The sequence below is a fragment of the Pseudomonas sp. FW300-N2F2 genome (genome assembly GCF_017351655.1).
In the GTDB taxonomy this organism is placed as follows: domain Bacteria; phylum Pseudomonadota; class Gammaproteobacteria; order Pseudomonadales; family Pseudomonadaceae; genus Aquipseudomonas; species Aquipseudomonas fluorescens_AA.
This window is the reverse complement of the sequence record NZ_JACNDQ010000002.1, coordinates 461065-488039: the sequence shown is the minus strand read 5'-3', so window position 1 is coordinate 488039 and position 26975 is coordinate 461065. Positions and strand designations below refer to the sequence as shown.

Below are 26975 nucleotides of genomic sequence, written 5' to 3'. Positions count from 1 at the left end.
ACAACGACAAGAGAGCAGGTACCATGAGCAAATCAGTGGAGTTTTACTTCGATCTCGGCAGCCCGACCACGTACCTGGCCTACACCCAATTACCGGCGCTGTGCGCGCAGACAAACAGCCAGTTGATCTATCGTCCGATATTATTGGGCGGCGTCTTCAAGGCAACCGGCAACGCATCACCGGCGACAGTGCCAGCCAAGAACCCTTACCTGTTCAAGGATCTGAATCGCTTCGCCAAGCGCTACGGCGTCGCCTTCCAGTTCAATCCATACTTCCCCGTCAACACATTGCTGCTGATGCGCGCGGTGACCGCCATGCAACTGCGTCATCCCGAACGCTTCGAGGCCTTCGTCGATTGTCTGTTCCGCGCCTTTTGGGTGGAGGCCCGCAACCTCAATGACCCCGCGACTGTCGCAGCGGTCCTGAACGAAGGCGGTTTCGACGCAGACCATGTGCTGGCCCTGACGAACGACGAGCAGGTCAAGCAAGCACTCAAGAGCGCCACCGAAGACGCCATCGGACGCGGCGTGTTCGGTGCCCCGAGCATGTTTGTCGGCAACGAGTTGTTCTTCGGCCAGGATCGGCTGGACTTCGTCCGTGAAGCCCTCGCCTGATCCTCTACCTCAAATCGCTATCGTCCGGGTGTTGAGCCACTGCAGTGCGGCACCGTCCAGCAACGGGCTCAATCGACGCTGAACCTCGGCGTGGTAGGCGTTGAACCAGTCTTTTTCGTCCTGGGTCAGCAGCGAAGGCTCCAGGCAACGGGTGTCGATCGGGCACAGCGTGAGGGTTTCGAACTCAAGGAACTCGCCGAACTCGCTGCTTCCGGCTTCGCGGTTCAACACCAGGTTCTCGATGCGCACACCCCAGCGGCCGGGACGATAAGTGCCCGGCTCGATCGAGGTGATCATGCCAGCCTGCATCGCCGTTTGCGGCGCGGCAGCGGCTTGATAGGCAATCACCTGCGGGCCTTCGTGGACATTGAGGAAATAGCCGACACCATGGCCGGTACCGTGGCCGTAATCGACTTGCTCCGCCCAGATCGGCGCACGGGCGATGGCATCCAGCAAGGGCGAAAGAATGCCCCGCGGAAATTTGGCCCGGGACAGGGCAATCACGCCCTTGAGCACACGGGTGCAGTCACGTTTCTGCTCGGCGGTGGGCGTTCCGACCGGCACCATGCGGGTGATGTCAGTGGTGCCCCCCAGGTACTGGCCCCCGGAATCGATCAGCAACAGGCCATCACCTTCGATGACGGCATAGGCCTCTTGCGTGGCGTGGTAATGGGGCATCGCGCCGTTGGCGTTAAAGGCGGCGATGGTATTGAAGCTTAAGGAGACGAAATCCGGCCGACGTGTGCGGGCGGCAGTCAGGTGCTCGTCGATGGTCAACTCGGTGATACGCTCGCGCCCCCAGGCCCCTTCCAGCCAGGCGAAGAATTCACAGAGCGCCGCGCCGTCCTGCTCCATGGCCCGACGGATGTGCTCGGCGTCGGCCAGGCTTTTACGGGACTTGGCCAGCGTCGTTGGATTGAGACCTTCGATCAGCTTCACGCCACTGCCGAGGTTATCCAGCAAGCCAACCGTCACCCGCGCTGGGTCGACCTGCAGATTCGCGCCATCCGGCACTTCGCGCAACGCGGCGGCGGCTTCGCTGTAATCGCGCAGGGTCACGCCGTCCTGCTCCAGAACCGCACGCAGCGCTGCGTCAACCTTGTCCAGGGCCACGAACAGCGTTGCTTGCTGCTGGCTGATCAAGGCAAAGGAAACGAACACGGGGTTGAACGACACATCTGCTCCGCGCAGGTTGAACAACCAGGCGATGTCATCCAGCGTGGCGATGAAATGCCAGTCGGCACCACGCTCCTGGAAGGATTCGCGCAGCTTGGCGAGTTTTTCGACCCGGCTGACGGTCGCCTGGGGCGGCAAATGGGCGTAGACCGGTTGATCCGGCAAGCCTGGGCGATCGGTCCAGACGTCCTTGAGCAGGTCGATGTCGGTGCGCAACCGCGCGCCGCGTTCGGCAAGCTTGCCACCCAGGGTACGGGCCGATGCCACGGCCATGACCGCACCGTCGACCGCAACCACTGCGCCTTCAGGCGTTTGTTCGGCCAGCCAGTCCAGAGGGCCGGGCTGGCCTGGAATCAGCTTGACCAGCTCGATACCACTGCCCTCCAGCTCCTTGGTGGCCTGCTCCCAATAACGGCTGTCGGCCCAGACGCCGGCGAAACTGCCGGTCACGATCAAGGTCCCCACCGAACCATGGAACCCCGACAACCATTGCCGCCCCTGCCAATAGCCCGGCAGGTATTCAGACAGGTGCGGGTCGGCCGATGGCACCAGCAGCGCGTGAATACCCTCTCGACTCATCAGTTGGCGGATTCGGGCCAGGCGCTGGGGAACCAGTCCATGGGGCAAAGGCTCGGTGCTCATTGTTTCTCCTGCTCATTGATATTGTTGTTCGATGCCGAATTCGGCTTATGGGGTCGTGGCCCAGAACGCCGGCGCAGTCGCGCACGCCGCCTTGATCAGCCGCACCGCCTCGTCGATATCCTGCTCGGTGGTAAAGCGCCCCAGGCTCAAGCGGATGGTCCGCCCGGCCGCACGGGCGTCGTGCCCCAGGGCCAGCAGCACGTGGGACGGGGTGTTGTGCGCCGAATTGCAAGCCGAGGTCGCGGAAAATGCAATCGATGCACCCAATGTCGCCGGGTTGAACTCACCTTCGTTGAACGTCAGGCTCAACGTGTGGGGAATCCGGCGGCTCGCACTGCCGTTAATACGCACACCAGGCAACGCCAGCAGCGGCTCGAGCAAACGATTGCGCAACCGGGCGATTTTAGCGAGTTCTTCGTCGAATGCCGCGGCTGCCAGTTCGAATGCGGCGCCCATGGCCGCAATCTGGTGGGTCGCCAGGGTTCCGGAGCGCAAACCGCCCTCATGTCCACCGCCATGGATCTGCGCCGCTAGCCGTGGCCGGGCACGGTCGCCGACGTAGAGCGCACCGATGCCCTTGGGGCCGTAGATTTTATGCGCGGAAAAAGACATCAGGTCCACCGGCCAGCGAGACAGGTCGATCTGCACCTTGCCTGCGCCCTGGGCCGCGTCCACATGGAACAACGCACCGTGCTCGCGAACGATCTCGCCAATGGCGATGACGTCGTTGACGGTGCCCAGCTCGTTGTTCACCAGCATCAGCGAGACCAGGAACGTGTCTTCGCGCAACGCCTCGCGAACCGCTTGCGGGCTGATCAGGCCCTCGGCGTCCGGTGCCAGCCAGGTAACCGCGACGCCACTTTCCTCGAGCTGGCGCGCTGTATCGAGAATCGCCTTGTGCTCGATCAGGCTGGTGATGACATGGCCGGCGGAACCACTGCGTGCCTGGGCCACACCCTTGAGGGCCAGGTTGTTGGATTCGGTGGCGCCGGAAGTCCAGACGATCTGTTCGGGCTGGGCCCCCACCAATTGCGCCACCTGCTGGCGGGCACTTTCCACCGAGCGCCGGGCCTCCTGGCCGAAGGCATGGGAACTGGACGCCGGGTTGCCGAAGTTGCCGTCAAAACCCAGACACTCGACCATGACCCGGATGACCCGCTCATCCACCGGCGTGGTGGCGGCGTAATCGAAATACAACGGACGTTTATTCATAGGAAACTCGCAGAGCCTGCTCCGGGATCAGGCGCCCTCGTTGGGTTCGAGACAAGCAATACCTGATCAAAGACCTTAAAGAAGTCGGACTTCATTTAAAAGTGCGTAGGAACGCTCCTGAACAGCGAGCTTAGCAGGCATCGCCTCGAAGCTCAGCCCTCAACTGATGCTTTCCAGCAACAAGGGATACATCGACGCGACCAACAACAGCGCCATGCCCCAGTTGAACATGCGCAGCCAGCGACGATCACGCAACAGGTTGCGCAACAGGCTGCCGCACACCACCCACAGGCTCACGCTTGGCAGATTGATCAAGGCAAACACCGCCGCAATCACCAGCACATTGAAGAAATAGCCCTGGAGGGGCGTGTAGGTACTGATGGCGCCGATGGCCATGATCCAGGCCTTGGGATTGACCCACTGGAACGCCGCTGCGCCCCAATAGCTGATCGGCGTATTGTTCCCCGGCTGGCTGTCCGAAACCGGGCCGGAGTGGGCTATTTTCCACGCCAGGTACAACAGGTACGCCGCGCCGATGTAGCGCAACGCGGTATAGAGCAGTGGATACGTCTGGAACACCGCGCCCAGGCCAAGGCCCACCGCCAGCACCAGGGAAAAGAAGCCGCAGGTAATACCCAGCATGTGCGGAATGGTGCGGTTGAAACCGAAATTCACACCTGAGGCCAACAACATGGTGTTGTTAGGACCTGGCGTGATCGAAGTCACCAGGGCAAACAGGGCGAAGCCCAGCAGCAGGTCAAGCGAAAGGGTCATGTCAGGTCAGTCCATCAGGGGCGGTCAGTCAAGTCATGACCCTACCCCACGTCCAGACCCAAACCCACGGACAGTTGGGCAAAACTTTGAGCGGTACAGTCCCTCAGCCAGACCGGCCAGGCTGTTGCACGACCTGCTCGGCACTCATCTGGCCCTGATCGTCGAACCCCACGTTTTTCTGCGACGAGCCAAGCAGTTCGGCTTTTTTCGCGTGGTATTCCTCGAACGAAAAGCCACGGCGATTCAAGGCTTCAAGGGCCAGCTCGCGGGTCTCGTCGGCGGTGTAGGGGCGCAGTTCCGGGGAAGAGCTGGCGCAGCCGCCCAGGAGGGTGGCGGTCAAGAGCAACAAAACGGCAAAGGTACGGTTCATGGCGGGTGTCCGGTGTTCTGGAGTTGGGCGATGAACAAAGGCTACCCGCCGGTCCTGCGCGGCAGAAATCAACCCTCTCGATAGTGGGTATTGCCTGCCTGGATCAGCCGTTGCGCTTAATCGACCAACTGGCAATGCAGTGCGTTATCCAGGCTGCGCTCGATGTTGCGCAACACCTGGAACGAGGCGAACGTGACGGCTTTGGCGCGGTGAGCCTGGATCAGCCACCAGAAACCCTGTTCGCCCTTTTCGACACTTCGAAGTGCCGCCTCGCCTGCCTCGCGGGTCTGCCACTGCAAATAGTTGAGCACGCGTCGACCATCGTCGCTGGCCTGGATACTGGCACTCAGGAACCCTTGGTGGTCCCGGGCCAGGCGCTCGATCTGTTCCGACAAGGCGGTTACCAGCGCCTGTTGCCATTGAGGTTCGATGTCGAATTCCATCAGTTGGGTGAAACTGCGATTGTTCCTTGGCGATTGCATGAAAGGTCCCCTATGCAGGTCAGGCGAATCTTGCGATCCGAAGGCGTGCAGGGTAAAACCTCTAGTTAACTTGAGGTCAAGCAGTGAATTGAAACGATGGCGCAGATCGATATCCACAAGGAACTCACCGTCGGCCAAGTGGCCGCCCGCAGCGGCGTGGCGGTCACGGCCCTGCACTTCTACGAGTCCAAGGGGCTGATCAAAAGCACGCGCAACCCAGGTAACCAACGGCGCTATCCACGGACGGTATTGCGTCGCGTGGCACTGATCAAGGTCGCCCAGCGCCTGGGCATTCCGTTGGCGGAAATCGGCGAGGCGTTGAACAACCTGCCGGACAACCGCGCCCCGACGGCCGCCGACTGGCAGACCTTGTCGGCGCAGTGGAGCCGGGACCTGGACGAACGCATCAACCAATTGGTGGCGCTGCGTGATCGACTCAACGGTTGCATCGGCTGCGGATGCCTGTCGATGGAAGCTTGTCCGCTGCGCAACCAGGGCGACGTACTGGGCCAACACGGGCCGGGGGCTCATCTGCTGGAACAGCCTTGAAGCGTTCGTCGGCCCCCGAGTCCAGCCGGGGTCGCTGGCCTATAGTGGAGGAGCGCAAATCGACGAAGACTCTCTTCGCCTCCCTACAAAAGGAGAAACGTCATGGGCGTCAATGCCATTCCCGAAGGTTTCCATAACATCACGCCCTACCTGGGCATTCAAAAAGCTGCCGAAGCCATCGACTTCTACAAAAAGGCCTTCAATGCCACCGAGGTCATGCGCCTGGCCATGCCCGACGGGGGCATCGGGCATGCCGAGCTGCGGATCAACGGTTATCCGATCATGCTTGGCACGCCTTGCGATCAAGGCCCCTTGAGCAATCCGGACCAATCGCCATCGGTCGGCCTGCATTTATATGTCGAGGACGTGGACAGCGCATTTGCCCAGGCCATTGCCGCCGGCGGCACGGTGATTTCCGAGGTCAAGGACCAGTTCTACGGAGATCGCAGCGGCACCCTGAAGGATCCCTATGGGCATCTGTGGTTCCTCGCGACGCACAAGGAAGATCTGAGCCAGGAGCAGATCGAGCAACGGGCCAGGGAGATGTTTCAACAGGGCTGACCATGCCTGTGGCTAGGGGCCCCGCTCCCTAGCCACACACTGAAACTAAACGCGAAACATTTTCTTTCATCTTCCCTTTCGGGATTTTGCTCGCTCGTTCGTCTTAATTAGATGCAGCAGGCCGCGTCGGCAAAAGCCACGGCCTGCCTTTTTGGGTTCACGGTGTTGCGAAGCCCGTAATACAGAACCTTTCATCGAATCAAGACGTTCAATCATGTCGAAGAAATCCCGCTCCAAACTCTGGTTCCTGGTCCATAGCTGGCTGGCATTGCCCATCTGGTTCTTCGTGCTCATCGTCTGCGTCACCGGCACCCTGGCGGTGGTCAGCCAGGAGATCGTCTGGCTGGCCAACCCCGACATGCGGGCCAACAAGCCCTCGGACGAGGCCACGTCGCTCAGCTATGACCAGGTGATCGCCGCGATCAAGCAGGCCCTGCCGCACACCCAGGTGCAAAGCATCATCCGTCCGGACGAGTCGCATTTTGCGCTGGAAGTCGGCGTGACCTACCCCGACGGACGCCCGGATACGGTCTACGTCAACCCGTACAGCGGCGTCATCCAGGGCTCGGCACCGACATTCAATTTCCAGGCCTTCACCCGCGCCCTGCATGGCTGGTGGCTGGTGCCGTTCACCAATGGCTACAGTTGGGGCTGGTACCTGGTGTCGTTCCTGGGCCTGCCCTTGCTCGCGTCCCTGGTGACCGGGCTGGTGGTCTACAAGCGTTTCTGGAAAGGCTTCTTCCGTCCAACCCTGCGGATTCGCCATGGCGCACGGATTTTCTGGGGTGATTTCCACCGGCTCAGCGGGATCTGGTCGATCTGGTTCATCGCGGTCATCTCCGTCACCGGCACCTGGTTCCTGATCCAGGCCTTGCTGGGCGACAACCAGATCTCCATTTCCAGCGAACCGGTCATCCCGGTGGTGGCCCGTGAAAACGTGCCGTTGGCCGTTGACGGCCAGGCGCCACCGCAGTTGAACCTGGACCGGGCCATCGAAATCGCCCAGCAACGCATCCCGGGACTGGAAGCGAGTTTCATCAGTCTGCCCGGCAATGCCTACAGCCATCTGGAAATCGGTGGCCGCGGGTGGTATCCGCTGATGTTCCAGACCGCCACCATCAATCCCTACAACGGCGACGTGGCCGCCTCCCGGTTGCTGTCGGACCGCACGACCCTGGAGTTCGTCACCGAATCCATGCGGCCCTTGCACACCGGGGACTTCGGCGGCCTCTGGATCAAGCTCATCTGGTTTTTCTTCGGTCTGATCCTGAGCATGATGGTCCTCAGCGGGCTGCTGATCTGGACCAAACGCACGGCCCTGGCCACCGCCAATGCCTTCAAGCGAAGCCAGAAACCCACCCGCGGCGCCCGAATCGCGCAGGCACTGCAACCGTCCGTCCACCGTGAATCGTCGGAGGGCAGCCTGTGAACCCGTCCAATACCGCTTCATCATCACCGTCACGCCTGAGCCTGTTCTGGCATAAATGGCGCTTCCATCTCAACGTGTTGTTGCTGCTGATTCCCCTGGGATTCATGCCCAAATACCTCTCCGAAGCCGCCCTGTTCCGCGGCGATGCAGGGCTTGGCGAGCGGGAAGTCGGCGAAGTCCAGGTCGGTCCCTGGAGCCTGCGCCTGGCGGAGTTTCGCAACGAAGCCCCACGGACCGAAGGGCCCGCCGGGCCGATGAAGCACTTCAACGCAGCCCTGTGCCAGAGCTGTATCGGCCAGGTCAAGGCCACCTACCTGCGCATCGGCAAGCCACGTAGCCTGCGGGCCGCCGGGGTGATTTTCTTCGGCTCGCCCTATCGCATGGGCGCCTTGTTGCCGGTCCCGCCAAAGACCCAGCCCGATGCCGAACTGTGGATAACCCTCGAGGGTTGGGACGGTTCGATGCATCAGGCCTCCATTCCCCTGAGCCAGGCCTCCCCGGCCACCGTCACCTGGCTGAAGAACCAAGGACCCAAACCATGACCTTCCGCGCTTTATCCAAGGGCCTGGCGCTGCTGTTCTGCGCAGGCGCAAGCCCCAGCGTCCTGGCCCACAACCCGATGTGCGAGTGCAAGGCCATCGACGCCGAACAGATCCAATGCACCGGCGGTTTTTCCGACGGCAGCGGTGCACCCGGAGTGACCCTGGACGTGATCGGTTATGACGAAACCATCCTCGTCCCGGGCAAGCTCGGTGCCGACTCGAAGCTGACCTTCAAGAAACCGAACGCTGAATTCTACGTGCTCTTCGACGCCGGCCCCGGCCACGTGGTGGAAATCGACCAAGCCGACATCGAGGCCCCATGAGCAACGCCACGACTCAAGTCATCCGCCCCGCCGGCGCGGGCCATGAAACCCTGTATGTGTTGCTGTTGTGCCTGGTCATCGTGCTGGTGGCCGGGTCCGTGGTGGCCTGGCATGGCAAGGCCGAGGACACGCCTCACCTGGCCTCGAACCAGCTCGACGCCCGCCGCGACCTCAGCGCCGCCGAGCAAGGCATCTATGCCGACCTGCGGGTGACCCTGGATGAAATCCGCTTGCTGCGCGAAGACCAACCCACCCTGCCCAGTCCGCCAACCCTGGCCGAAGAAGGCTTCGCGCCGTTCGCCCAGGACGCCAGCTCCGTCAGCCGGGGCGGCCACGCCTGGCAACAACTGCAGGACCAGGCCTACTTCGGCGCCAGTGCCAATCCGTCGGTGGCCGGTTCGTTTCTGATGCGCATCGGCGAAGCATCCGACGCCGCCCCGGACATCTGGCTCAACCGCGGCACTGGCCTCGCGACGCCCTCCGCGCTGGACGATGCGGCTTTGTCCGCCGCCGGCTGGCAACAGATCGTCGCGCAATTCGATGCCGGCGTAACCCGCCAGCACCGGCACTGACCCCACGCCCTCATTCGAGAGAAGACCGTTTGCCCATGCCTATTGCATCTCAACGCCGACCCTTGCTGCGCTTGCTGTTGATCGGCCTGCTGGCCTGCCTGTTCACCTCGCCGGTGAGCGCCGAAACAGCCAAGCGCCTGCGCATTGGCATCACCTTGCACCCGTATTACAGCTACGTGGCCAACATCGTCGGCGACAAGGCCGAGGTCGTGCCGCTGATCCCGGCCGGTTTCAACCCCCACGCCTATGAACCACGGGCCGAGGACATCAAGCGCATCAGCGGCCTCGACGTGATCGTGCTCAACGGCGTGGGCCATGACGACTTCGCCGACCGCATGATCGCCGCCAGCGAAACCCCGAACGTGAAGGTGATCGAGGCCAACGAAAACGTGCCCCTGCTGGCCGCCACCGGCACGGCGGCCCGAGGCGCGGGCAAGGTCGTGAACCCGCACACCTTCCTGTCCATCAGCGCCTCCATCGCCCAGGTCAATAACATCGCCCGGGAACTGGGCAAGCTCGACCCGGACAACGCCAAGGCCTATACCCAGAACGCCCGCGCCTATGGCAAGCGCCTGCGGCAGATGCGCGCCGCCGCCCTGGCGAAGCTGACCCAGGCCCCCAATGCCGAATTGCGGGTCGCCACGGTGCACGCCGCCTATGACTACCTGTTGCGCGAATTCGGCCTGGAAGTGACCGCCGTGGTCGAGCCGGCCCATGGCATCGAACCGAGCCCCAGCCAATTGAAGAAAACCATCGACCAACTGCGGGAGCTGGACGTGAAGGTGATCTTCTCGGAGATGGATTTTCCCTCCACCTACGTCGATACCATCCAACGTGAGTCAGGCGTGAAGCTGTACCCGCTCTCGCACATTTCCTACGGCGACTACAGCGCCGAGAAGTACGAAAAGGAAATGGCCGGCAACCTCGACACCGTGGTCCGGGCGATCCAGGAGTCCGGCGCATGACCGTCCAGGAACCCCTCACCCTGCAACGCGTCGGCCCCTTGATCGAGTTCGCCGAGGTCAGCCTGAACCTGGGACGTACCACCATTCTCGACAACGTGGCCTTTCAGGTGGAACCCGGCAGCATCCATGCCCTGGTCGGCCCCAATGGCGGCGGCAAGAGTTCGCTGATCAAGACCTTGCTGGGGCAGATGCCACACCAGGGACGCTTGAGCCTGCAATGGCCGGGCGAACCCGGGGTGATCGGCTACGTCCCCCAGGCGCTGGAATTCGACCGGGGCCTGCCCATGACCGTGGATGATTTCATGGCGGCGATGTGTCAGCGGCGGCCGGCCTTTCTCGGCTTGAGCAAGCATTACGCCGGCGCCATCGGCCAGGCCCTGGAGCGGGTCGGCATGCAGGACAAGCGCAAGCGGCGCATGGGCGCGCTGTCCGGCGGCGAGCGCCAGCGGGTGTTGCTGGCCCAGGGGTTGATTCCCTCGCCGCAATTGCTGGTGCTGGATGAACCGATGTCGGCCCTGGACGAGGCCGGTATCCAGGTGTTCGAACGGCTGCTGCAGGACTGGCGCCAGGCCGGGATCACCGTGCTGTGGATCGAACATGACCTGGAAGCCGTCGGGCGCCTGGCCGACCGTGTCACCGGCCTGAATCGCCGCGTGCTGTTCGACGGCCCGCCACGCCAGACCTTGACCCCGGAACGGCTGCTGACGCTGTTTTCCACCCATCCACGCACGAACGGGAGCGCGGCCTGATGAGTTATGAAGCCTTTCGCTTGATGGTCCAGGGTTGGGCCTCGGCCGGTTACCTGCCTGAAGCGCTGGCCTATGGGTTCGTGGTCAATGCGCTGTTGGCCGGGCTGTTGATCGGCCCGGTACTGGGCGGCCTCGGCACGCTGGTGGTGGTCAAGCGCTTCGCGTTTTTTTCCGAGGCGGTGGGCCATGCGGCGCTCACCGGCGTGGCCATCGGCATCCTGCTCGGCGAACCCTACACCGGGCCTTACGGCAGCCTGTTCGGCTATTGCCTGTTGTTCGGCATCCTGCTCAATTACCTGCGCAACCGCACCGGCCTGGCGCCCGATACGCTGATCGGCGTCTTCCTGTCGGTGTCCCTGGCCCTGGGCGCCAGCCTGCTGTTGATCCTGGCGGGCAAGATCAATGTGCACATTCTGGAAAACGTATTGTTCGGCTCGGTGCTGACGGTCAATGGCAATGACCTGCTGGTGCTGGCGGTGGTCGGCTCGCTGGTGATGGCCCTGGCCTTGCCGCTGTACAACCGCATCATGCTCGCCAGCTTCAACCCGCAACTGGCGGCGGTGCGCGGGGTGGCGGTCAAGACCCTGGACTACCTGTTCGTGGTCCTGGTGACGCTGATCACCGTGGCGGCAGTGAAAGTCATCGGTGCCATTCTGGTGGGCGCGTTGCTGGTGATCCCCGCTGCGGCGGCGCGCTTGCTCAGTCAATCATTGAAAGGCTTTTTCTGGTGTTCAGTGTTGATCGCCACCGTCAGCACTTTGTGCGGGATCCTCGCGCCGATTGTGTTCGACCTGCCGATCCCGTCCGGTGCCGCGATCATCCTGGTGGCCGGCATCGCCTTCGCCCTGAGCGCCATCGCCCGTGGTGTCGTCCCCAGCCTCAAAGGGAATCTTGGATAAATGGTTTTTTCATTGCGACAACTGACCCTGGCCGTCGCGTTGTGCGGCGTGGCCGTCACCTCGTCATTCGCCGGCGAAAAGGTTCGTCTGCTGGCATCGCTGCCAGTTACCTATGGATTGGGCGAAGCTTTGCTCAAGGGCACCGAGGTCAGCCTGGAGCGGGCCGCGCCCGCCAATCTGCCCGGCACCCGCCAGAGTGCCTACTTCAGCGGCCGTGGCGCGCCGGCCTTGAGCAAACTGGCCAGCGCCGCCGACGGGGTGATCGGCCTGCGCTCGCTATGGCCGGACGATCCGCTGTACCCCATGGCCCGACGCAGCAATATCCGCATCGTCGAAGTCGATGCCGCGCGCCCGGTGGACGGCGCCCTTCCCGGTATCGCCTTGCAACCGGGCAGCACCGACGGCCTGGCGAGCCAGCCGTGGATGGCCAGCCATAACCTGGGGCGCATGGCCGACGTGATCGCCGCCGACCTGGTGCGCCTGGCCCCGGCGGACAAACCGAAAATCGACGCCAACCTGGCGGCACTCAAGCAGCGCCTGCTCAAACTCAGCGCCGACAGCGAAAAACGCCTCGCCAGCGCCGATAACCTGAGCGTGGTCAGCCTGAGCGAACACTTCGGCTACCTGATCAGCGGGCTCAACCTGGACGCCATCAGCACCGATACCCGGCCCGATGGCGAATGGACAACCGAAACCCTCAAGCAATTGAGTGCGACGCTGAAGGACAACGACGTGGCGCTGGTGCTCCATCATCGCCAGCCTTCGGATGCGCTGAAGGCAGCCATTGCCGAGGGCGGCAGCCAGCTGCTGGTATTGAGCACCGATGGCGCCGATCCGGTGGCGGAGCTGGAAAGTAATGCAGCGCTGGTCGTCACCGCGCTGACGGGAGGCTGACAACAACCCATGTGGGAGCGAGCTTGCTCGCAATGAGGCCAGCACATCCAACATCCATGTGGGCTGATACACCGCCATCGCGAGCAAGCTCGCTCCCACAGTTTGATCGGTGACAGATTGAGATTCCGGATCCACTGAAAATCCCCTGTGAGAGCGAGCTTGCTCGCGATGAGGCCAGCACATCCAACATCCATGTGGGCTGATACACCGCCATCGCGAGCAAGCTCGCTCCCACAGTTTGATCGGTGACAGATTGAGATTCCGGATCCACTGAAAATCTCCTGTGGGAGCGAGCTTGCTCGCGATGAGGCCAGCATATCCAACATCCATGTGGGCTGATGCACCGCCATCGCGAGCAAGCTCGCTCCCACAGCTTTTTCGACTCAGTTCAGGACATCCCCCGGAACTCGCACGAACCCTTCCATCAACACCCGCGCACTGCGGCTCATGATGGCTTTTTTAACGGTCCATTCGCCGTTGACCACGCTGGCCTCAGCGCCGACGCGCAAGGTGCCGGACGGGTGGCCGAAACGCACGGCGTTGCGCTCGATGCCGCCGGCGGCCAGGTTCACCAGGGTGCCGGAAATCGCTGCGGCCGTGCCGATGGCCACCGCTGCGGTGCCCATCATGGCGTGGTGCAACTTGCCCATGGACAACGCCCGCACCAGCAAGTCGACATCCCCCGCCGCCACGGCTTTTCCGCTGGAGGACAGGTAATCCGCTGGCGGCGCGACAAACGCCACTTTCGGTGTGTGCTGGCGCTGGGCCGCTTCGTCCAGGTGTTTGATCAAGCCCATGCGCAAGGCACCGTGGGCGCGAATGGTTTCGAACATGGCCAACGCCTTGGGATCGCTGTTGATCGCCCCCTGCAATTCAGTGCCGGTGTAGCCGACATCGCGGGCATTGATGAAAATCGTCGGGATCCCCGCGTTGATCAGCGTCGCCTTGAAGGTGCCAACACCGGGCACTTCCAAGTCGTCCACCAGGTTGCCGGTGGGAAACATCGAGCCACCACCGCCCTCCTCCTCGGCCGCCGGGTCCATGAATTCCAATTGCACTTCGGCCGCTGGAAAGGTCACGCCGTCGAGTTCGAAGTCCCCGGTTTCCTGCACCACACCCTCGGTGATTGGCACATGGGCGATGATGGTCTTACCGATGTTGGCCTGCCAGATCCGTACCACGGCCACGCCGCTTTGCGGAATACGGCCAGGCGCCACCAAACCGCTGCTGATGGCAAACGACCCCACCGCCGCCGACAGGTTGCCGCAGTTGCCGCTCCAGTCCACGAACGGTTTATCGATGGACACCTGGCCGAACAGGTAATCGACATCGTGGTCGGCCCGGGTGCTCCTGGACAGGATCACGGTCTTGCTGGTGCTGGACGTTGCGCCGCCCATGCCATCGATCTGCTTCTCGTACGGGTCGGGGCTGCCGATCACCCGCAACAGCAGGGCATCCCGGACCGGGCCAGGAACGCGGGCCGCTTCAGGCAGGTCTTGCAAGCTGAAGAACACGCCTTTGCTGGTGCCGCCACGCATGTAGGTCGCGGGGATCTTGATTTGAGGCGAGTGAGCCATGTGCTCTAACTCCTGAAAAAAAGGGTGGCCGGAGAACGGGCCACCCAAGCGATTTAAACGGCCACCGCCGATTCCAGGAAGTCCTGGGCAAAGCGTTGCAACACGCCCCCGGCTTCATAGATCGACACTTCTTCGGCGGTATCGAGACGGCAGGTCACCGGCACTTCGACGCGCTCGCCGTTCTTGCGAGTGATGACCAGGGTCAGCGTCGCCCGCGGCGTGCGCTCGCCGATCACGTCATAGACTTCGCTGCCGTCGATGCCCAGGGTCTTGCGATCGGTGCCGGGCTTGAACTCCAACGGCAACACGCCCATGCCCACCAGGTTGGTGCGGTGGATGCGTTCGAAACCCTCGGCGGCGATCGCCTCGACACCGGCCAGGCGCACACCCTTGGCCGCCCAGTCCCGGGACGAGCCCTGGCCGTAGTCGGCACCGGCAATGATGATCAGCGGCTGCTTGCGTTCCATGTAGGTCTCGATGGCCTCCCACATGCGCATGACCTTGCCTTCCGGCTCGACTCGGGCCAGGGAGCCCTGCTTGACCTTGCCGTTTTCCTGGACCATTTCGTTGAACAGTTTCGGGTTGGCGAAGGTGGCGCGCTGCGCGGTCAGGTGGTCGCCGCGGTGGGTCGCGTAGGAGTTGAAGTCCTCTTCCGGCAGGCCCATTTTCGCCAGGTACTCGCCAGCGGCGCTGTCCAGCATGATGGCGTTGGACGGCGACAAATGGTCGGTGGTGATGTTGTCCGGCAGCACCGCCAGCGGGCGCATGCCCTTGAGCGGCCGCGCACCGGCCAGCGCCCCTTCCCAGTACGGCGGACGACGGATGTAGGTGCTTTGTGGGCGCCAGTCGTACAGCGGCGTCACTTTCGGCCCGGTGTCTTCCTGGATGGCGAACATCGGGATGTACACCTGGCGGAACTGCTCCGGTTTCACCGAGGCCTTGACCACCGCGTCGATTTCTTCGTCGCTCGGCCAGATGTCCTTGAGGCGGATCTCGCGACCGTCCACCACGCCCAGCACATCTTTTTCGATGTCGAAGCGGATGGTCCCGGCGATGGCATAAGCGACCACCAGGGGTGGCGATGCCAGGAACGCCTGCTTGGCGTACGGATGGATACGCCCGTCGAAGTTGCGGTTGCCCGACAACACGGCGGTGGCGTACAGGTCGCGGTCGATGATTTCCTGCTGGATCACCGGGTCCAGCGCGCCCGACATGCCGTTGCAGGTGGTGCAGGCGAATGCCACCACGCCGAAGCCCAGCTTCTCGAGTTCGGACGTCAGGCCGGCCTCGTCCAGGTACAGCGCCACGGTTTTCGAGCCCGGGGCCAGGGACGACTTGACCCACGGCTTGCGGGCCAGGCCCAGGCGGTTGGCGTTGCGCGCCAGCAGGCCGGCGGCGATCACGTTGCGCGGGTTGCTGGTGTTGGTGCAACTGGTGATGGCGGCGATGATCACCGCGCCGTCGGGCATTTGCCCGGGCACATCGTCCCACTGGCCGGAAATGCCTTTGGCGGCCAGCTCCGACACCGCGACGCGGGCGTGGGGGTTGCTCGGGCCAGCCATGTTGCGTACTACCGAGGACAGGTCGAAGGTCAGGCCACGCTCGTACTGTGCGCCCTTGAGGCTATCGGCCCACAGGCCCACGTGCTTGGCATAGGTTTCCACCAACTGCACCTGGGTGTCTTCACGGCCGGTGAGCTTCAGGTAGTCGATCGTCTGTTGATCGATATGGAACATCGCCGCCGTGGCGCCATATTCCGGGGCCATGTTGGAAATGGTCGCACGGTCGCCCAAGGTCAGGGCACTGGCGCCTTCACCGAAAAACTCCAGCCATGCCCCGACGACTTTTTGCTTGCGCAGGAACTCGGTCAGCGCCAGCACCATGTCGGTGGCGGTGATGCCCGGCTGCAGCTTGCCGGTCAGCTCGACGCCGACGATTTCCGGCAGGCGCATCCATGAGGCGCGACCGAGCATGACACTTTCGGCTTCCAGGCCACCGACGCCGATGGCAATCACGCCCAGGGCATCGACGTGGGGGGTGTGGCTGTCGGTGCCGACGCAGGTGTCGGGGAACGCCACGCCGTCACGCTGCTGGATCACCGGTGACATTTTTTCCAGGTTGATCTGGTGCATGATCCCGTTGCCCGGCGGAATCACGTCGACATTCTTGAAGGCTTTCTTGGTCCAGTTGATGAAGTGAAAGCGGTCTTCGTTGCGGCGGTCTTCGATGGCGCGGTTCTTGGCGAAGGCTTGCGGGTCGGCACCACCGCTTTCCACTGCCAGGGAGTGGTCGACGATCAGTTGGGTCGGCACCACCGGATTGACCTGCGCCGGGTCGCCCCCCTGCAGGGCGATGGCGTCGCGCAGGCCGGCCAGGTCCACCAGGGCAGTCTGGCCGAGGATGTCATGGCACACCACGCGGGCCGGAAACCACGGGAAATCCAGGTCGCGCTTGCGCTCGATCAGTTGCAGCAGCGACTCGCGCAGCGTGGCCGGGTCGCAGCGACGCACCAGGTTTTCCGCCAGCACGCGGGAGGTGTACGGCAGGCCGTCATAGGCGCCGGGGCGGATGGCCTCCACTGCGCCGCGAACGTCGAAATAATCCAGCGAAGTGCCAGGCAGCGGTTTGCGAAATTCTGTGTTCATCGTCAGGACTCGGTCACGGTGGTTTCAGAAGGGCTGGCGCAGTACTTGAAGTCCCCCCGGCCACTGTGGGAGCGAGCTTGCTCGCGATAGCGGCGCATCCGTCGACATCAATGTTGAATGTCAGTGCGCAATCGCGAGCAAGCTCGCTCCCACAGGGTTTCGGGGTCATTCAGTTCCGGCGGCTAAAACCCTCCAGCTCAGCGTTGTTCGATTGGCACGAACTTGCGCTGTTCGACGCCGGTGTATTCGGCGCTCGGTCGGATGATGCGGTTGTTGGCGCGTTGTTCGAACACGTGGGCGGCCCAGCCGGTCAGGCGCGAGCAGACGAAGATCGGCGTGAACAGCTTGGTCGGGATGCCCATGAAGTGGTACGCCGAGGCATGGTAGAAATCGGCGTTGGGGAACAGCTTCTTCTGTTCCCACATGGTCTTGTCGATGGCTTCGGACACCGGGAACAGCACGGTATCGCCCACTTCGTCGGCGAGTTTTTTCGACCAGCCCTTGATCACCTCGTTGCGCGGGTCGTTGTCCTTATAGATCGCGTGGCCGAAGCCCATGATCTTGTCCTTGCGCGCCAGCATGCCGAGGGTGCCTTCGATGGCCTCCTGCGGTGAGCTGAAGCGCTCGATCATTTCCATCGCCGCTTCGTTGGCACCGCCATGCAACGGGCCACGCAGCGAGCCGATGGCGGCGGTGATGCAGGAGAACAAGTCCGACAGCGTGGAGGCGCAGACCCGGGCGGTGAAGGTCGAGGCGTTGAATTCGTGCTCGGCGTAGAGGATCAGCGAGACATTCATCACCTTGACGTGCAGCTCGCTCGGCTTCTTGCCGTGCAGCAAATGCAGGAAGTGGCCGCCGATGGACACTTCGTCGGTCACGCATTCGATGCGCTGGCCTTGGTGGCTGAAGCGATACCAGTAGCACATGATCGCCGGGAACGCGGCCAGCAGGCGATCGGTCTTGTCATGTTGCTGGGAAAAATCCTGCTCGGGTTCCAGGTTACCCAGGAACGAGCAGCCGGTGCGCATCACGTCCATCGGGTGGGCGTCGGCGGGAATGCGCTCCAGCACTTCCTTCAAGGCTTGGGGCAGGTCGCGCAGCTGGCGCAGCTTACCGGTGTAGGCGTCCAACTGTGCCTGGGTCGGCAGTTCGCCGTACAGCAGCAGGTAGGCCACCTCTTCAAATTGCGCATCTGCCGCCAGGTCGCGAACGTCGTAGCCGCGATAGGTCAGGCCGGCACCCGATTGGCCCACGGTGGACAATGCGGTTTGCCCGGCCACCTGGCCACGGAGCCCGGCGCCACTGAGTACTTTTGCTTCGGCCATTTGCTGTCTCCATTTTCTTGAATTTGTAGGGGAGTCGCGCCTTACTTCTTCGCCGCGAACAACGCATCGAGCTTCTGCTCGAAGGTGTGGTAGTCGATGCGATCGTAAAGCTCCATGCGGGTCTGCATAGTATCGATGACATTCTGTTGCGTGCCGTCGCGGCGGATCGCGGTGTAGACGTTCTCGGCCGCCTTGTTCATGGCCCGGAAGGCCGACAGCGGGTACAGCACCAGGGACACGTCGGCCCCGGCCAGCTGTTCGGTGGTGTACAGCGGGGTCGCGCCGAATTCGGTGATGTTGGCCAGGATCGGCGCTTTCACGCGGCTGGCGAACAGCTTGTACATCTCAAGCTCGGTGATGGCTTCGGGGAAAATCATGTCGGCACCGGCCTCGATGCACGCGGCGGCGCGGTCCAGGGCCGATTCCAAGCCTTCCACCGCCAAGGCATCGGTACGGGCCATGATCACGAAACTGTCATCGGTACGGGCATCGACGGCAGCCTTGATACGGTCGACCATCTCTTGCTGGGAGACGATTTCCTTGTTCGGACGATGGCCGCAACGCTTGGCGCCGACCTGGTCTTCGATATGAATCGCCGCGGCGCCGAACTTGATCATCGACTTGACCGTGCGCGCCACGTTGAACGCCGAGGAACCGAAGCCGGTGTCCACGTCCACCAGCAGCGGCAGGTCGCACACATCGGTGATACGCCGTACATCGGTCAGCACGTCATCCAGGCCGGTGATGCCCAGGTCCGGCACGCCGAGGGAACCGGCCGCCACGCCGCCGCCCGACAGGTAGATCGCCTTGAAACCGGCGCGCTTGGCCAGCAGCGCGTGGTTGGCGTTGATCGTGCCCACCACTTGCAGCGGATGCTCGCTGGCGACCGCATCGCGGAAACGCTGGCCTGGAGTGCTGTTGCTCATGACTCACCTCGTTCAGTGGCGGCGCTGTCCTGGAAATGACGCGCGATATTGCGTTTGGAGGCGCCGATGTGCCGGCGCATCAATAATTCAGCCAGTTCGCCGTCACGGTCGGCGATGGCGTCGAGAATCCGGTGGTGCTCGGCAAAGGCCTGGCGCGGACGGTTGGGCGTGGTTGAGAACTGGATGCGGTACATGCGCACCAGTTGGTACAGCTCGCCGCACAGCATCTGCGTCAGGGTGCGGTTGCCGCTGCCCTGGATGATCCGGTAATGAAAGTCGAAATCGCCTTCCTGCTGGTAATAACCGACACCGGCCTGGAACGCCGCATCGCGCTCGTGGGTTTCCAGCACCCGGCGCAGTTCGTCGATTTCTTCCAGGGTCATGCGTTCGGCCGCCAGGCGGCAGGCCATGCCTTCGAGGGATTCACGGATTTCGTAGAGTTCCAGCAGCTCGGCGTGGCTCAGCGACACCACCCGGGCACCGACGTGGGGAATGCGCACCAGCAGGCGCTGGCCTTCCAGGCGGTGAATGGCCTCGCGCAGCGGCCCGCGGCTGATGCCGTAGGTGCGCGCCAGCTCAGGCTCGGAGATCTTGCTGCCGGGGGCGATCTCGCCCTTGACGATGGCGGCCTGGATACGCCGGAAGACGTTCTCGGACAGGGTCTCCGAGTCGTCCTGGACCATCACCGGACTTTCGAGCTGATCGAGCATATTGTCGACACCTTGGAAATCAATACGGCAAAAACTAACCAACAACAGCCTTTACGTCAAAACAAAAATCAACATTGTCGACAATCGTCTAATAAACGCCCTGGAGATAACCCTGTTGCATGAAGACTCGTAGCCTCCGGCCAGCGGTGGCGTCAGAAAACCACCGTGCTAGAATGCCGCGGTTATTCGCCGCTCTCCTTTTATTAGAGAAAGGCTGCCTAGGGAGCTTGTGCAGTAATGCCAGGGCCTGAACCGATAAACGGAACGCTGCGCACCAGGATCTATGACACTCAAGCCCTTATCTGCCGCTTTCTATTTCATGTGCCTGCCGGGGCTTGCCGTGGCGGGTGAAAAAACCGTGTACGGCCTCAACGAATACGCCGCCCTGCAGGGCATCGACCTGGAGGTCGCCGCCAAGCTCGACACCGGCGCCAAGACCGCCTCCCTCAGCGCCCGGGACATCAAGCGCTTCAAGCGCAATGGCGAATCCTGGGTGCGTTTTTACCTGGCCATCGACGCAGCCCACTCGCACCCCATCGAACGTCCGCTGGCCCGGGTCAGCAAGATCAAGCGCCGCGCCGGTGACTACGACCCGGAAGAAGGCAAGAAATACACGGCCCGGCCAGTCATCGAACTGGACATCTGCATGGGCTCGGCCCTGCGCAGCATCGAAGTGAACCTGACCGACCGCAGCGCCTTCCAATACCCGTTGCTGATCGGTTCCGAGGCGCTCAAGCGCTTCGACGCGCTGGTCGATCCCAGTCTTAAATACGCTGCCGGCAAACCCGCCTGCGCCAATGCCGCTCAAACCGCAGAGTAATTCCAATGCGCTCCCTTACCCTCCATCTGAAAATGCTGATCGCCATCCTGGTGGTGCTGGGCCTGTCGGTGACGGCCTATCAGATTTTCGTGCTCGGCATCCCGGTCACCGAAGACGCCACCGACGATTTGTGGAACATCGACGCCAAGGTCGAATTCGTGCCCAACGCCAAGGACCCGGTGAAGATCCAGATGTTCGTGCCGCCCCTGAGCCGCGACTACGTGAGCCTCAACGAGAGTTTCATTTCCAATAACTACGGAGTGGCGGTGAACCGGGTCGACGGTAACCGCAAAGTGACCTGGTCAGCCCGTCGCGCCAAGGGCAACCAGACCCTTTATTACCGCCTGGTACTGACCAAGCGCTACAGCGCCGAGAAAACCAAGGTCAAGGGCCCGACCTTCCGCGACAGCATCGCCGTCGAAGGCCCGGAGAAACTGGCCGCCGAAGCCCTGCTCGCGCCGATCCGCCAACACTCGGCCGACGTCGAGACGTTCATCAGCGAAGCGATCAAGCGGGTCAACAACCTCAACGACGACAACGTCAAGCTGTTGCTGGCCGGTGATCCTTCCTCGGCCAACAAGGCGCGCATCGTCGAATTGGTGCTGTCCATCGCCCACGTGCCGGTGGAAAAGGTCCACACCATCCGCCTGGTGGCCGACCAGCCGCAGACACCCGAGCTGTGGCTGCGCAGCTTCAACGGCACCGACTGGCTGTACTTCAACCCGGATAGCGGCGAACAGGGCCTGCCCACCGACCGCCTGCTGTGGTGGACCGGCGATGAAAACCTGATCACCGTCGATGGCGGCAAGAAAGCCACCGTCACCTTCAGCATGAACAACAGCGAAATGAACGCCATTCGCCTGGCCAAGCTGACGGACGAGAACACCGACGCCAACTTCCTCGAATATTCGCTCTACGGCCTGCCGCTGCAAACCCAGCAAACCTTCATGATCATGGTGATGATCCCGATCGGCGTGCTGGTGATCCTGATACTGCGCAACCTGATCGGCCTGCAAACCCTCGGGACCTTCACCCCGGTGCTGATCGCCCTGGCCTTCCGGGAAACCCAACTGGGCTTCGGCATCATCCTGTTCACGGTAATCACGACGCTGGGCCTGTCGCTGCGTTCGTACCTGGAACACCTCAAGTTGCAGATGCTGCCAAGGCTCTCGGTGGTGCTGACGTTCGTGGTGGTGCTGATCGCCGCCATCAGCCTGTTCAGCCATAAGCTGGGCCTGGAGCGTGGCCTGTCGGTGGCGCTGTTCCCGATGGTGATCCTGACCATGACTATCGAACGCCTGTCCATCACCTGGGAAGAACGCGGCGCCGGCCATGCGATGAAAGTCGCCATCGGCACCTTGTTCGCCGCGTCCCTGGCGCACCTGATCATGAGCGTGCCGGAACTGGTGTACTTCGTGTTCACGTTCCCGGCGATCCTGCTGATCCTGGTGGGCTTCATGCTGGCCATGGGGCGTTATCGCGGCTACCGCCTGACCGAGCTGGTCCGGTTCAAGGCCTTCCTCAAGGCAGACTCCTGATGTTCGGCTTCTGGAAGACCTGGAAGGCCCTGGAAGCCCGGGGCATCATGGGCATCAATCGGCGTAACGCCGACTATGTGCTCAAGTACAACAAGCGCAGCCTGTACCCCATCGTCGATGACAAGATCATCACCAAGGAACGGGCCATCGCCGCCGGCATCCATGTGCCGGAGCTGTACGGGGTGATCTCCACCGAGAAAGAAATCGACAAGCTCGACGAGATCATCGGCGGGCGCACCGACTTCGTGATCAAGCCGGCCCAGGGCGCTGGCGGCGACGGCATCATCGTCATCGCCGACCGCTTCGAAGGCCGCTACCGCACGGTGTCCGGCAAGATCATCAGCCATGAGGAAATCGAGCACCATGTCTCCAGTATCCTCACGGGCCTGTATTCCTTGGGCGGGCACCGTGACCGGGCGCTGATCGAGTACCGCGTGACGCCGGACCAGATCTTCAAGAGCATCAGCTACGAGGGCGTGCCGGACATCCGCATCATCGTGCTGATGGGCTATCCGGTGATGGCCATGCTGCGGCTGCCAACCCGGCAGTCCGGCGGCAAGGCCAACCTGCACCAAGGCGCTATCGGCGTGGGCGTCGACCTCGCCACGGGCCTGACCCTGCGCGGCACCTGGCTGAACAACATCATCACCAAACACCCCGACACCACCAACGCGGTGGACGGCGTGCAACTGCCCTACTGGGACGGTTTCATGAAACTGGCCGCCGGTTGCTATGAACTGTGCGGGCTGGGCTACATCGGCGTCGACATGGTGCTGGACCAGGAGAAAGGGCCGTTGATCCTGGAACTGAATGCCCGACCGGGCCTGAACATCCAGATCGCCAACGACTGCGGCCTGACCCTGCGCACCCACGCGGTGGAAGCCCGCCTGGAAGAACTCAAGGAACGGGGCGTTATCGAAACCGCGGAAGAGCGCGTGGCGTTTGCCCAGGAGCTGTTTGGGCATATTCCGCCGGTTGAAGGCTGAGGCTTGAAAGCGGGAGTCTGAAGCTGAGGCTGAAGGCTGGAGTGTGAAACCCTGTGGCGAGGGAGCTTGCTCCCGCTGGGGTGCGAAGCGCCCCTCAAAACCCAGCACCGCGGTGCATCAGGCTGACCGCGTTCAACTGCCTGGGGGTTGCTGCGCAACCCAGCGGGAGCAAGCTCCCTCGCCACAAGGTGTTCACACCCGAATAGTTTCGATAGCCCCCATACTTGCTCATCTCCGACATCCCCCTAGGAGCAAATCCTACAGGGGATTACAATCGCTCCCCCGCCTGAATGGCTGACCCGCCCCGCCCATGCCAACCTGCTCCGTACACCCGCTGCCCTACCGCACCAACCCCGCCGAGTATTTCGCGGCGATCCGTCATGCCCCGGGCAGCGTGCTGCTCGACAGTGGCCGGCCGAGTGCCGAGCGTGGGCGTTACGACCTGCTCAGCGCCTGGCCGCTGGCACAATTGGCGGTGTTGCCGAATGAGAGCGGCAGCGATTTCCTGCAACGCCTGCGCATCCAGCTGACGCAACTGGGCGACGCGGTGCTGCCGGCCACGGTGCAATTGCCTTTCGCCGGCGGCCTGATCGGCTACTTGAGCTACGACTTCGGCCGACACCTCGAAACCCTGCCGTCCCACGCCCAGGACGATCTGCAACTGCCCGACGCACGTTTTGGCGTGTACGACTGGGCTTTGATCAGCGATCACCAGGCGGGCACCAGCCAACTGGTGTTCCATCCCCATTGTGGCGAAGACGAACGCCAGCGCCTGATCGCGCTGTTCAGCCAGCCGACCACCGCCGCCGTTCCCTCGTTCAGCCTTGAAGGACCGATGACGCCAGACCTCAGTGCCGAAGCCTACCGACAGGCGTTCGAACGTATCCAGGCGTACATCCAGGCCGGCGACTGCTATCAGGTCAACTTCGCCCAACGCTTCCGCGCGCCCTGCCAAGGTGATGCCTGGGCCGCTTACCAGGCGTTGCGGGCGGCTTGTCCGACACCGTTTTCCGGCTTCCAGAGCCTGCCGGAGGGCGGCGCGGTACTGAGCCTGTCCCCAGAGCGCTTCGTCAAAGTCAGCGAAGGACAGGTGGAAACCCGGCCGATCAAGGGCACCCGCCCCCGCGGCACAACGCCCGAGGAAGACGCGGCCCACGCCGCCGAACTGCTGGCCAGCCCCAAGGATCGGGCGGAAAACCTGATGATCGTCGACCTGCTGCGCAACGACCTGGGCCGTACCTGCCGTATCGGCTCGGTGCGGGTGCCGGAGTTGTTCAGCCTGGAAAGCTACCCGAACGTGCATCACCTGGTCAGCAGCGTGACCGGCGAACTGGCCGACGACAAGGACGCCCTGGACCTGATCGCCGGCAGCTTCCCCGGCGGCTCGATCACCGGCGCGCCGAAAATCCGCGCCATGCAAATCATCGACGAACTCGAGCCGACCCGGCGCGGGCTGTATTGCGGCTCGTTGCTGTACCTGGACGTGCGCGGGGAAATGGACAGTTCCATCGCCATCCGCAGTTTGTTGGTCAAGGATGGGCAGGTGTGCTGCTGGGGCGGCGGCGGGATTGTCGCGGATTCGGACTGGGAGGCCGAGTATCAGGAGTCGATTACCAAGGTTCGGGTGTTGCTGGAAACCTTGCAAAGCCTCTAGAAGCATCGCGGGCAAGCCTTGCTCCCACAGACTGGCGCTGTACCCCTGTGGGAGCGAGCTTGCTCGCGATTGCGTTGGGACAGCAGCATTTGAGCCGACTGGCACACCGCTATCGCGAGCAAGCTCGCTCCCACAGGTTTTTTACTTACAGGTTGAGATTGCGGTTCGAAGCCTTGAGGAATTCCTGCTTCAACTCGGCGAACGTGTGCACCGCCGGGAATTGCGGGAATTCACGGATCACGTTCTCCGGCGCATGGAACAGAATCCCGGCGTCGGCTTCGCCCAGCATCGTGGTGTCGTTATAGGAATCGCCCGCTGCAATCACTCGGTAGTACAGGCTCTTGAAAGCCAAAACCGACTGGCGCTTGGGATCTTTCTGACGCAACTGGTACCCCGTCACCCGCCCGCTGTCATCGGTAACCAAGCGATGGCAGAGCAAAGTCGGGAAGCCCAGCTGGCGCATCAACGGTTGGGAAAATTCGTAGAACGTGTCGGAAAGAATCACCACCTGGAAGCGCTCGCGCAGCCAGTCGACGAATTCGATGGCGCCGTCCAGCGGCTGGAGGGTGGCGATGACTTCCTGGATGTCGGAGAGCTTGAGGCCATGCTCATCGAGGATGCGCAACCGTTGCTTCATCAGCACGTCGTAGTCGGGAATGTCCCGAGTGGTTGCCCTGAGGGATTCAATCCCGGCTTTTTCGGCAAAGGCGATCCAGATCTCCGGGACCAGCACACCTTCCAGGTCGAGACAGGCAATTTCCACAAGACACTCCCATTTTTTCTGATGTTTATCGGTTGAGCGAATAAAAGGCTTGCCGACTCTAGCCATTCGCCAGAGCCCGCGCAACGCACAGGAGCGCGCCAGCCCCGACAGCTTTTGTTACCATCAGCCCCATATAGAGCGCCCAGCGCCACCGACCTGTAGGAAACCGCCCTGATGAGCCCATCGTTCGACGTCGTGGAACTCGCCACGACCTATGCCAACAAGTCCCCCCAGGACATCCTCAAGCTGGCCTTCGCCGAATTCGGCGACGAGCTGTGGATATCGTTCAGCGGCGCCGAAGACGTGGTGCTGGTGGACATGGCCTGGAAACTGAACAAGAACGTCAAGGTGTTCAGCCTCGACACCGGTCGCCTGCACCCGGAGACCTATCGCTTCATCGATCAGGTGCGCGAGCACTACAAGATCGACATCGAACTGGTCTCGCCGGACTACACGAAACTTGAACCCTTCGTGAAGGAAAAAGGCCTGTTCAGCTTCTACAAGGACGGTCACGGCGAGTGCTGCGGCATCCGCAAGATCGAGCCGCTGCGCCGCAAGCTGACCGATGTCCGCGCCTGGGCCACCGGCCAGCGCCGCGACCAGAGCCCCGGCACCCGCAGCCAGGTGGCCGTGCTGGAAATCGACACGGCGTTTTCCACCCCGGAGCGCACCCTGTACAAATTCAACCCCCTGTCGCAGATGACCAGCGAAGAAGTCTGGGGTTACATCCGCATGCTGGAACTGCCCTACAACAGCCTGCATGAACGCGGCTTCATCAGCATCGGCTGCGAACCCTGCACCCGCCCGGTGCTGCCGAACCAGCACGAACGCGAAGGTCGCTGGTGGTGGGAAGAAGCCACGCAGAAAGAATGCGGGCTCCACGCCGGAAACATCATCGCCAAATCCAAGACCGTCTAAGCGCCCGCCGCCCTCTGTACACAAAAATGTCACCACAAGTGGCATTTTTGTGTACACTTATGTCGTTACTGCCCCGAAAAGTTACACCCAATTCCCCGCCTCACCTGGCTTCCTTCCTCCACTGGCGTTCGCCAAAAAATAAATACCTGTTTAAATGGTCAGCTTTAAATCGCCGTATTTCAGCTAGTTATTCAAAGACCATAACGAAACGAAATTAGCGTTACGTTGGATAGATCCGTAAGTGGCATAAATCTGGCTTGAGTCGCCAAGTGTTTTGTATACAACATTTATAAAACATACACACACTTTAGATCCGCAAGCCTGAAGCGCCCTATCCCGTACAGGCTGCAGATGCCCCGT

Annotated in this window: 27 protein-coding genes; 16 read left to right on the top strand and 11 right to left on the bottom strand. The window is 62.3% G+C overall.

The genetic code is table 11. The features are described from left to right. Window positions 1–23: 23 nt before the first annotated feature. Window positions 24–614 (top strand): 2-hydroxychromene-2-carboxylate isomerase, encoded by a 591-nt coding sequence (locus J4E63_RS16990; protein ID WP_207282730.1) that lies wholly within the window; start codon window positions 24–26, stop codon window positions 612–614. A 9-nt stretch (window positions 615–623) separates the two neighbouring features. Here J4E63_RS16990 and J4E63_RS16985 read toward each other — a convergent pair whose 3' ends face one another. The 5 genes from J4E63_RS16985 to J4E63_RS16965 all read right to left on the bottom strand — a co-directional run bounded on the left by J4E63_RS16985 (window position 624) and on the right by J4E63_RS16965 (window position 5270). Then, complete coding sequence (locus J4E63_RS16985) at window positions 624–2432, bottom strand: aminopeptidase P family protein (protein ID WP_207282729.1); 1809 nt, start codon at window positions 2430–2432, stop codon at window positions 624–626. 45 nt (window positions 2433–2477) lie between these two features. Next, window positions 2478–3644, bottom strand: a complete 1167-nt coding sequence (locus J4E63_RS16980; RefSeq protein ID WP_207282728.1) for a cysteine desulfurase family protein — start codon at window positions 3642–3644, stop codon at window positions 2478–2480. Between the two features lie 159 nt (window positions 3645–3803). Beyond that, window positions 3804–4418 (bottom strand): LysE family translocator, encoded by a 615-nt coding sequence (locus tag J4E63_RS16975; protein WP_103310697.1) that lies wholly within the window; start codon window positions 4416–4418, stop codon window positions 3804–3806. Between the two features lie 103 nt (window positions 4419–4521). Then, complete coding sequence (locus tag J4E63_RS16970) at window positions 4522–4788, bottom strand: hypothetical protein (RefSeq protein ID WP_207282727.1); 267 nt, start codon at window positions 4786–4788, stop codon at window positions 4522–4524. A gap of 116 nt (window positions 4789–4904) precedes the next feature. Next, window positions 4905–5270: an antibiotic biosynthesis monooxygenase gene (locus J4E63_RS16965; protein ID WP_207282726.1), complete on the bottom strand. Its 366-nt coding sequence runs from the start codon at window positions 5268–5270 to the stop codon at window positions 4905–4907. 96 nt (window positions 5271–5366) lie between these two features. Here J4E63_RS16965 and soxR point away from each other — a divergent pair, with 96 nt between their 5' ends. The 10 genes from soxR to J4E63_RS16915 all read left to right on the top strand — a co-directional run bounded on the left by soxR (window position 5367) and on the right by J4E63_RS16915 (window position 12753). Beyond that, window positions 5367–5819 (top strand): redox-sensitive transcriptional activator SoxR, encoded by a 453-nt coding sequence (gene soxR / locus J4E63_RS16960; RefSeq protein ID WP_207282725.1) that lies wholly within the window; start codon window positions 5367–5369, stop codon window positions 5817–5819. 102 nt (window positions 5820–5921) lie between these two features. Then, complete coding sequence (locus J4E63_RS16955; protein WP_207282724.1) at window positions 5922–6380, top strand: VOC family protein; 459 nt, start codon at window positions 5922–5924, stop codon at window positions 6378–6380. Window positions 6381–6594: 214 nt separating this feature from the next. Next, window positions 6595–7809: a PepSY domain-containing protein gene (locus J4E63_RS16950; RefSeq protein ID WP_207282723.1), complete on the top strand. Its 1215-nt coding sequence runs from the start codon at window positions 6595–6597 to the stop codon at window positions 7807–7809. Next, a complete protein-coding gene (locus J4E63_RS16945; protein WP_207282722.1) occupies window positions 7806–8351 on the top strand; it encodes a thiamine pyrophosphate-binding protein in 546 nt (181 codons plus the stop codon). Before J4E63_RS16950 ends, J4E63_RS16945 begins: the two co-directional genes overlap by 4 nt. Beyond that, window positions 8348–8674, top strand: a complete 327-nt coding sequence (locus J4E63_RS16940; protein WP_207282721.1) for a hypothetical protein — start codon at window positions 8348–8350, stop codon at window positions 8672–8674. The genes J4E63_RS16945 and J4E63_RS16940 overlap by 4 nt, the downstream gene beginning before the upstream one ends. Next, a complete protein-coding gene (locus tag J4E63_RS16935) occupies window positions 8671–9246 on the top strand; it encodes a DUF6162 family protein (protein ID WP_207282720.1) in 576 nt (191 codons plus the stop codon). The genes J4E63_RS16940 and J4E63_RS16935 overlap by 4 nt, the downstream gene beginning before the upstream one ends. A 35-nt stretch (window positions 9247–9281) precedes the next feature. Then, on the top strand, window positions 9282–10211 hold the full coding sequence (locus J4E63_RS16930; RefSeq protein WP_060741357.1) for a metal ABC transporter solute-binding protein, Zn/Mn family: 930 nt from the start codon (window positions 9282–9284) through the stop codon (window positions 10209–10211). Continuing rightward, window positions 10208–10960, top strand: a complete 753-nt coding sequence (locus J4E63_RS16925; RefSeq protein WP_207282719.1) for a metal ABC transporter ATP-binding protein — start codon at window positions 10208–10210, stop codon at window positions 10958–10960. Before J4E63_RS16930 ends, J4E63_RS16925 begins: the two co-directional genes overlap by 4 nt. Beyond that, window positions 10960–11859, top strand: coding sequence for a metal ABC transporter permease (locus tag J4E63_RS16920; protein WP_014339414.1), 900 nt, complete (start codon window positions 10960–10962; stop codon window positions 11857–11859). Before J4E63_RS16925 ends, J4E63_RS16920 begins: the two co-directional genes overlap by 1 nt. Next, window positions 11860–12753: a metal ABC transporter solute-binding protein, Zn/Mn family gene (locus J4E63_RS16915; RefSeq protein WP_207282718.1), complete on the top strand. Its 894-nt coding sequence runs from the start codon at window positions 11860–11862 to the stop codon at window positions 12751–12753. A gap of 383 nt (window positions 12754–13136) precedes the next feature. Here the strand turns inward: J4E63_RS16915 and prpF are convergent, their stop codons facing one another. From prpF to J4E63_RS16890, 5 genes are all read right to left on the bottom strand, one after another. Further along, window positions 13137–14330: a 2-methylaconitate cis-trans isomerase PrpF gene (prpF, locus tag J4E63_RS16910; RefSeq protein WP_207282717.1), complete on the bottom strand. Its 1194-nt coding sequence runs from the start codon at window positions 14328–14330 to the stop codon at window positions 13137–13139. Between the two features lie 53 nt (window positions 14331–14383). After that, the gene (gene acnD / locus J4E63_RS16905) at window positions 14384–16975 is read right to left on the bottom strand and encodes a Fe/S-dependent 2-methylisocitrate dehydratase AcnD (RefSeq protein WP_207282716.1); all 2592 of its coding nucleotides are present in this window, start codon (window positions 16973–16975) and stop codon (window positions 14384–14386) included. A 197-nt stretch (window positions 16976–17172) separates the two neighbouring features. After that, a complete protein-coding gene (gene prpC / locus J4E63_RS16900; RefSeq protein WP_063325004.1) occupies window positions 17173–18300 on the bottom strand; it encodes a 2-methylcitrate synthase in 1128 nt (375 codons plus the stop codon). 41 nt (window positions 18301–18341) lie between these two features. Further along, on the bottom strand, window positions 18342–19226 hold the full coding sequence (prpB, locus tag J4E63_RS16895) for a methylisocitrate lyase (RefSeq protein WP_030137801.1): 885 nt from the start codon (window positions 19224–19226) through the stop codon (window positions 18342–18344). Continuing rightward, window positions 19223–19936: a GntR family transcriptional regulator gene (locus J4E63_RS16890; RefSeq protein ID WP_103311020.1), complete on the bottom strand. Its 714-nt coding sequence runs from the start codon at window positions 19934–19936 to the stop codon at window positions 19223–19225. The genes prpB and J4E63_RS16890 overlap by 4 nt, the downstream gene beginning before the upstream one ends. Before the next feature lie 283 nt (window positions 19937–20219). Between J4E63_RS16890 and J4E63_RS16885 the strand changes: the two genes are divergently transcribed. The 4 genes from J4E63_RS16885 to pabB all read left to right on the top strand — a co-directional run bounded on the left by J4E63_RS16885 (window position 20220) and on the right by pabB (window position 24934). Beyond that, entirely contained in the window at window positions 20220–20756 is a 537-nt protein-coding gene (locus J4E63_RS16885; RefSeq protein ID WP_053186065.1) for an ATP-dependent zinc protease, read from the top strand. A 5-nt stretch (window positions 20757–20761) separates the two neighbouring features. Beyond that, window positions 20762–22294, top strand: coding sequence for an inactive transglutaminase family protein (locus J4E63_RS16880; protein WP_060741350.1), 1533 nt, complete (start codon window positions 20762–20764; stop codon window positions 22292–22294). Further along, complete coding sequence (locus J4E63_RS16875) at window positions 22294–23280, top strand: alpha-L-glutamate ligase-like protein (protein ID WP_060741349.1); 987 nt, start codon at window positions 22294–22296, stop codon at window positions 23278–23280. The genes J4E63_RS16880 and J4E63_RS16875 overlap by 1 nt, the downstream gene beginning before the upstream one ends. A 310-nt stretch (window positions 23281–23590) precedes the next feature. After that, on the top strand, window positions 23591–24934 hold the full coding sequence (pabB, locus tag J4E63_RS16870; RefSeq protein WP_103310890.1) for an aminodeoxychorismate synthase component I: 1344 nt from the start codon (window positions 23591–23593) through the stop codon (window positions 24932–24934). 145 nt (window positions 24935–25079) lie between these two features. Here the strand turns inward: pabB and thrH are convergent, their stop codons facing one another. Further along, the gene (gene thrH, locus J4E63_RS16865; RefSeq protein ID WP_207282715.1) at window positions 25080–25697 is read right to left on the bottom strand and encodes a bifunctional phosphoserine phosphatase/homoserine phosphotransferase ThrH; all 618 of its coding nucleotides are present in this window, start codon (window positions 25695–25697) and stop codon (window positions 25080–25082) included. A 174-nt stretch (window positions 25698–25871) separates the two neighbouring features. Between thrH and J4E63_RS16860 the strand changes: the two genes are divergently transcribed. Continuing rightward, a complete protein-coding gene (locus J4E63_RS16860; RefSeq protein WP_013693959.1) occupies window positions 25872–26615 on the top strand; it encodes a phosphoadenylyl-sulfate reductase in 744 nt (247 codons plus the stop codon). Window positions 26616–26975: the final 360 nt, after the last annotated feature.

Excerpts from the sequence above, each read along its gene's own strand:
- J4E63_RS16915 (WP_207282718.1), top strand. The coding sequence starts at position 11,860 with ATGGTTTTTTCATTGCGACAACTGACCCTGGCCGTCGCGTTGTGCGGC.
- J4E63_RS16925 (WP_207282719.1), top strand. The coding sequence starts at position 10,208 with ATGACCGTCCAGGAACCCCTCACCCTGCAACGCGTCGGCCCCTTGATC.
- J4E63_RS16970 (WP_207282727.1), bottom strand. The coding sequence starts at position 4,788 with ATGAACCGTACCTTTGCCGTTTTGTTGCTCTTGACCGCCACCCTCCTG.
- J4E63_RS16975 (WP_103310697.1), bottom strand. The coding sequence starts at position 4,418 with ATGACCCTTTCGCTTGACCTGCTGCTGGGCTTCGCCCTGTTTGCCCTG.
- prpC (WP_063325004.1), bottom strand. The coding sequence starts at position 18,300 with ATGGCCGAAGCAAAAGTACTCAGTGGCGCCGGGCTCCGTGGCCAGGTG.
- J4E63_RS16880 (WP_060741350.1), top strand. The coding sequence starts at position 20,762 with ATGCGCTCCCTTACCCTCCATCTGAAAATGCTGATCGCCATCCTGGTG.
- prpB (WP_030137801.1), bottom strand. The coding sequence starts at position 19,226 with ATGAGCAACAGCACTCCAGGCCAGCGTTTCCGCGATGCGGTCGCCAGC.
- soxR (WP_207282725.1), top strand. The coding sequence starts at position 5,367 with ATGGCGCAGATCGATATCCACAAGGAACTCACCGTCGGCCAAGTGGCC.
- J4E63_RS16860 (WP_013693959.1), top strand. The coding sequence starts at position 25,872 with ATGAGCCCATCGTTCGACGTCGTGGAACTCGCCACGACCTATGCCAAC.
- J4E63_RS16885 (WP_053186065.1), top strand. The coding sequence starts at position 20,220 with ATGACACTCAAGCCCTTATCTGCCGCTTTCTATTTCATGTGCCTGCCG.
- J4E63_RS16950 (WP_207282723.1), top strand. The coding sequence starts at position 6,595 with ATGTCGAAGAAATCCCGCTCCAAACTCTGGTTCCTGGTCCATAGCTGG.
- J4E63_RS16990 (WP_207282730.1), top strand. The coding sequence starts at position 24 with ATGAGCAAATCAGTGGAGTTTTACTTCGATCTCGGCAGCCCGACCACG.
- J4E63_RS16930 (WP_060741357.1), top strand. The coding sequence starts at position 9,282 with ATGCCTATTGCATCTCAACGCCGACCCTTGCTGCGCTTGCTGTTGATC.
- J4E63_RS16965 (WP_207282726.1), bottom strand. The coding sequence starts at position 5,270 with ATGCAATCGCCAAGGAACAATCGCAGTTTCACCCAACTGATGGAATTC.
- acnD (WP_207282716.1), bottom strand. The coding sequence starts at position 16,975 with ATGAACACAGAATTTCGCAAACCGCTGCCTGGCACTTCGCTGGATTAT.
- J4E63_RS16985 (WP_207282729.1), bottom strand. The coding sequence starts at position 2,432 with ATGAGCACCGAGCCTTTGCCCCATGGACTGGTTCCCCAGCGCCTGGCC.
- J4E63_RS16890 (WP_103311020.1), bottom strand. The coding sequence starts at position 19,936 with ATGCTCGATCAGCTCGAAAGTCCGGTGATGGTCCAGGACGACTCGGAG.
- pabB (WP_103310890.1), top strand. The coding sequence starts at position 23,591 with ATGCCAACCTGCTCCGTACACCCGCTGCCCTACCGCACCAACCCCGCC.
- J4E63_RS16955 (WP_207282724.1), top strand. The coding sequence starts at position 5,922 with ATGGGCGTCAATGCCATTCCCGAAGGTTTCCATAACATCACGCCCTAC.
- J4E63_RS16935 (WP_207282720.1), top strand. The coding sequence starts at position 8,671 with ATGAGCAACGCCACGACTCAAGTCATCCGCCCCGCCGGCGCGGGCCAT.
- prpF (WP_207282717.1), bottom strand. The coding sequence starts at position 14,330 with ATGGCTCACTCGCCTCAAATCAAGATCCCCGCGACCTACATGCGTGGC.
- J4E63_RS16940 (WP_207282721.1), top strand. The coding sequence starts at position 8,348 with ATGACCTTCCGCGCTTTATCCAAGGGCCTGGCGCTGCTGTTCTGCGCA.
- J4E63_RS16920 (WP_014339414.1), top strand. The coding sequence starts at position 10,960 with ATGAGTTATGAAGCCTTTCGCTTGATGGTCCAGGGTTGGGCCTCGGCC.
- J4E63_RS16980 (WP_207282728.1), bottom strand. The coding sequence starts at position 3,644 with ATGAATAAACGTCCGTTGTATTTCGATTACGCCGCCACCACGCCGGTG.
- J4E63_RS16875 (WP_060741349.1), top strand. The coding sequence starts at position 22,294 with ATGTTCGGCTTCTGGAAGACCTGGAAGGCCCTGGAAGCCCGGGGCATC.